General features: G+C 69.4%; 4 protein-coding genes. 1 reads left to right on the top strand and 3 read right to left on the bottom strand.

Annotation, left to right across the window (positions count from 1 at the left end; genetic code table 11):
• On the bottom strand, nt 1–1,358 hold a 1,358-nt coding region (gene dop, locus IE312_RS36600), incomplete at its 3' end, for a depupylase/deamidase Dop (protein ID WP_368860042.1).
• A 233-nt stretch (nt 1,359–1,591) separates the two neighbouring features.
• A complete protein-coding gene (gene arc, locus IE312_RS36595; RefSeq protein ID WP_189986633.1) occupies nt 1,592–3,358 on the bottom strand; it encodes a proteasome ATPase in 1,767 nt (588 codons plus the stop codon).
• Between the two features lie 520 nt (nt 3,359–3,878).
• Between arc and IE312_RS36590 the strand changes: the two genes are divergently transcribed.
• Nucleotides 3,879–4,181, top strand: a complete 303-nt coding sequence (locus IE312_RS36590) for a ferredoxin (protein WP_189986632.1) — start codon at nt 3,879–3,881, stop codon at nt 4,179–4,181.
• 7 nt (nt 4,182–4,188) lie between these two features.
• On the opposite strand, the gene IE312_RS36585 is transcribed toward IE312_RS36590, so the two are convergent.
• Nucleotides 4,189–4,766, bottom strand: a 578-nt coding sequence (locus IE312_RS36585) for a hypothetical protein (protein ID WP_229900882.1), incomplete at its 5' end; no start/stop codon positions are given.

Raw genomic sequence — 4,766 nt, 5'->3', positions numbered from 1 at the left:
CTCGCGGCGGCGACGTCGTCCGCGTACTGCTCCAGGCAGCGTCCGCGGAAGTAGGCGCGCGTGTCCTCCGGCGGCTTCGTGCGGGCCCGGTCGACCTCGGTCTCGTCCAGCAGCCGCTTGATGCGTCCGCGGGCCACCAGGCGGTTGTAGAGGCCCTTCTCGGCGCGTACGTCGGCGTACTGAAGGTCGACCAGGTGCAGCCGGGCCGCGTCCCAGTCGAGGTCGTCGCGTCGGCGGTAGCCCTCCATCAGCTCGCGCTTGGCGACCCAGTCCAGCTCGCCGGCCAGGCTCATCGGGTCGTTCTCCAGCCGGGTGAGGGTGTCCTCCCAGCGGCTGAGCACGTCCTTGGTCTGGTCGTCGGCGTCGGCGCCGAAGCGCTCCTCGACGTATTTGCGGGCCAGCTCGAAGTACTCCATCTGCAGCTGGACCGCGGTGAGTGTGCGCCCGCTGCGCAGGGTGACCAGGCGCTTGAGGGACGGGTCGTGGGAGACCTGGTGCAGGGTGCGTACGGGCTGGTCGACGGCGAGGTCCACGGCGATGAAGCCGTCCTCGATCATGGACAGGACCAGGGCGGTGGTGCCCAGCTTGAGGTAGGTGGAGATCTCGGAGAGGTTCGCGTCGCCGATGATCACGTGCAGCCGGCGGTACTTCTCGGCGTCGGCGTGCGGTTCGTCGCGGGTGTTGATGATGGGGCGCTTGAGGGTGGTCTCCAGGCCGACCTCGACCTCGAAGTAGTCCGCGCGCTGGCTGAGCTGGAAGCCGTGCTCGTGGCCGTCCTGGCCGATGCCGACGCGGCCGGCGCCGGCGAAGACCTGGCGGGAGACGAAGAAGGGCGTGAGGTGGCGCACGATGTCCGAGAACGGGGTCTCCCGTTTCATGAGGTAGTTCTCGTGCGTGCCGTAGGAGGCGCCCTTGTTGTCGGTGTTGTTCTTGTAGAGGTGGATCGGCTGGGCCCCGGGCAGCTGGGCCGCCCGTTCGGCGGCCTCGGCCATGATCCGCTCGCCCGCCTTGTCCCAGAGGACGGCGTCGCGGGGGTTGGTGACCTCGGGGGCGCTGTATTCGGGGTGGGCGTGGTCGACGTAGAGACGGGCACCGTTGGTGAGGATCACATTGGCGAGGCCGATGTCCTCGTCGGTGAGCTGGCTGGAGTCGGCGGCCTCCCGGGCGAGGTCGAAGCCTCGCGCGTCCCGCAGCGGATTCTCCTCCTCGAAGTCCCAGCGGGCCCGGCGGGCCCGGTGCATCGCCGCCGCGTAGGCGTTGACGATCTGGGACGAGGTGAGCATGGCATTGGCGTTGGGGTGGCCGGGGACGGAGATCCCGTACTCCGTCTCGATGCCCATTACTCGCCGTACGGTCATGCGGCCCTCCTTGCCCGGCGGCACCCTCGGTCGTGGGCGCCGCTCAAGTACCGCCGGCGCTCCGGTGTGTGTGCGGTGCCCGATCCCGCACGGCGCGACGCGGCGGCAGAAACGAGCCTAGAACGCCTTTGCGCTGGTGGGGAGATCATTTGCGTCATTGGATGCTCCGGTCGTGGCCCGAAAAGCAGTCGGCTGCGGGTACCCCGTGGAGGGCACCCGCAGCCGCCCTGCTGTTACAGGTACTGACCGGTGTTCGCCACCGTGTCGATGGAGCGTCCGGTGTCCGCGCCCTGCTTTCCGGTGATGAGGGTGCGGATGTAGACGATCCGCTCGCCCTTCTTTCCGGAGATGCGGGCCCAGTCGTCGGGGTTGGTGGTGTTGGGCAGGTCCTCGTTCTCCTTGAACTCGTCCACACAGGCCTGGAGGAGGTGGGAGACGCGGAGGCCCTTCTGGCTCTTCTCGAGGAAGTCCTTGATCGCCATCTTCTTGGCGCGGCCCACGATGTTCTCGATCATGGCTCCGGAGTTGAAGTCCTTGAAGTAGAGGACTTCCTTGTCGCCGTTGGCGTAGGTGACCTCCAGGAAGCGGTTCTCCTCGGATTCGGCGTACATGTGCTCGACCGCGGTCTGGATCATGGCCTGGACCGTGGCGTTCTTGTCGCCGCCGTGTTCGGTGAGGTCCTCGGCGTGCAGCGGGAGACGTTCGGTGAGGTACTTGCCGAAGATGTCCCTCGCCGCTTCGGCGTCCGGGCGCTCGATCTTGATCTTCACGTCGAGGCGGCCGGGGCGCAGGATGGCGGGGTCGATCATGTCCTCGCGGTTGGAGGCGCCGATCACGACCACGTTCTGCAGGCCTTCGACGCCGTCGATCTCGGCGAGCAGCTGCGGGACGATGGTGTTCTCCACGTCCGAGCTGACGCCGGAGCCGCGGGTGCGGAAGAGGGATTCCATCTCGTCGAAGAAGACGATCACGGGGGTGCCCTCGCTGGCCTTCTCGCGGGCACGCTGGAAGACGAGGCGGATCTGCCGCTCGGTCTCGCCGACGTACTTGTTGAGCAGCTCGGGGCCCTTAATGTTCAGGAAGAAGCTCTTGCCCGCGGCCTGGCCGGTGACCTCGGCGACCTTCTTGGCCAGCGAGTTCGCGACGGCCTTGGCGATGAGTGTCTTGCCGCAGCCGGGCGGGCCGTAGAGCAGGACGCCCTTGGGCGGGCGCAGCTCGTGCTCCTTGAACAGGTCGGGGTAGAGGTACGGCAGCTCGACCGCGTCGCGGATGGCCTCGATCTGGTTGCCGAGGCCGCCGATCTGCTCGTAGCCGATGTCGGGGACCTCTTCGAGGACGAGTTCCTCGACCTCGCTCTTGGGCACGACCTCGTAGACGTAGCCGGAGCGGGGTTCGAGCAGGAGGGCGTCGCCGGGGCGGATGGTGACGTCCAGCAGCGGCTCGGCGAGCCGTACCACCCGTTCCTCGTCGGTGTGCCCCAGTACGAGGGCGCGCTCGCCGTCCTCCAGGATCTCCTTGAGGGTGACGATGTCGCCGACGCGCTCGAATTCCATGGCCTCGACCACGTTGAGCGCTTCGTTGAGCATGATTTCCTGGCCGCGCCGCAGGTCGTCGAGTTCGACGCTGGGGCTGACGTTCACGCGGAGCTTGCGGCCGCCGGTGAAGATGTCGGCGGTGCCGTCCTCGTTGGCCTGCAGGAAGACTCCGAAGCCGGCCGGCGGCTGGGCGAGCCGGTCGACCTCCTCCTTGAGGGCCACGATCTGGTCGCGGGCCTCGCGGAGGGTGTTGGCCAGTCGTTCGTTCTGGGCGGACACGCCGGCCAGGTTGGTCTGCAGCTCGACGATCCGCTCTTCGAGAATCCTCGTGTGGCGCGGAGAGTCGGCGAGCTTGCGGCGCAGGACGGCGATCTCCTGCTCAAGGTAGGCAATCTGCCCGGCCGGGTCCTCGGACCCTCGTCCCGGGCGGATGCCGCGGTTCATGTCGTCGTCGTGGGCTGCCACGGTCCTCACCTCCTCCAAGGGGAGCTGGACGCTTCCAGACCCTACCTGGGTGGGTGTCGATTGAAACCCCTAGATCACAAAGACTGTCAAGGTGTGTCGTCGGTCACCCGGTGCACATCGCCTCGCACGGAGGGGATACCCACTCAACGTGAGGAGAAAGCCGGTTGTTCCGCGCATGGCGTGGTCGAATCCCTCCGCCGGGGGCCGGAGTTGTCCGTTCGTGGCCGGTGGGCCCATTCGCGGGCAGCACGCAGGGCGCTCGTACGATCATCACGCAGAGCGACGGCGTCGGTGGGCGGGGTCACGGTCGCGGTGGCCTGAAGTGATCGGCCCGGCCACCGGGGTACTCCTGTCCCGGTCCGGCGCTGGTACCCGAGGGGGCGGTGCGGGAAACCCGGGGCCGGTGCCTCCGGGCCGTGCGGCGGGCGGGGGTAGGGTCGAGGGTGTCCAACAGCCGCTGGAGCGGACCCGGCTGGCCCTCGCGGCGCCGGGACCGTCCGGCGAACCGACGGCAGGAGAGATGACCGTGCAGCAGGAGGCCCCGGGCGGCGAGACGCTGGAGGTCTGGATCGACCAGGACCTGTGTACCGGCGACGGGATCTGCGCCCAGTACGCCCCGGAGGTGTTCGAGCTGGACATCGACGGGCTGGCCTATGTCAAGGGGGCGGGGGACGAGCTGCTCCAGGCGCCGGGGGCGACCACGCCGGTGCCGCTGCCGCTGTTGACGGACGTGGTGGACTCGGCGAAGGAGTGTCCCGGCGAGTGCATCCACGTGCGCCGGGTTTCGGACAAGGTCGAGGTGTACGGGCCCGACGCGGAGTGAGCCCGGTTCAGACGCTGTGGGCCCCGGCAGGGGTGGAGCGCAGGAAGGCGCTGCCGTTCCACCGCCAGGTGGCCGGGGTCTTCAGGTCGGGGCAGCAACTGGGCACGGCGTCCGAGGAGTAACCGAGCAGGGTGGCGGTGACGGTCCCCGCGCGGAGGGTGAAGTCCGTGACCGTGAGCCGCTGCCGGGGTTCGACGAGGGTGGCGACGACGCGCGGTCCGCCGCCGTCCGCGCCGCGGGTGAGGACGTAGACGCCGTCGGGCGGGGTGCCCATGGGGGCGTCGCAGTGCACGACGGCCACGGTTTCCGGCCGGCCGTCGCCGTCGAGGTCCCCGCTGGCCTTCCGGGCGACGACCGCTTTCACGGGGCCGCATTCCAGCGGGAAGTCCACCCCGGTGGTGCCGGGCGGCGCGGCGGCCGCCGCGGTGGTTCCGTCGTGGGCGGGGGTGGTGGGCTGGGCGGCCGTGGCCGATCCGGGGCGGACGAGGGAGGAGAGGGCCACGACGCCGGCGACGGCCGTGGCGGTGGCGACCCAGTGGATGGGCCGGGCGCGGGTGTGGGCGAGCTCCGGTACGGCGGATGGCT

The sequence above is a fragment of the Streptomyces capoamus genome (assembly GCF_014654935.1).
Taxonomy (GTDB): Bacteria; Actinomycetota; Actinomycetes; order Streptomycetales; family Streptomycetaceae; genus Streptomyces; species Streptomyces capoamus.
Note: the sequence above shows the minus strand (reverse complement) of the source record. Positions and strands in the feature narration are given on the sequence as shown.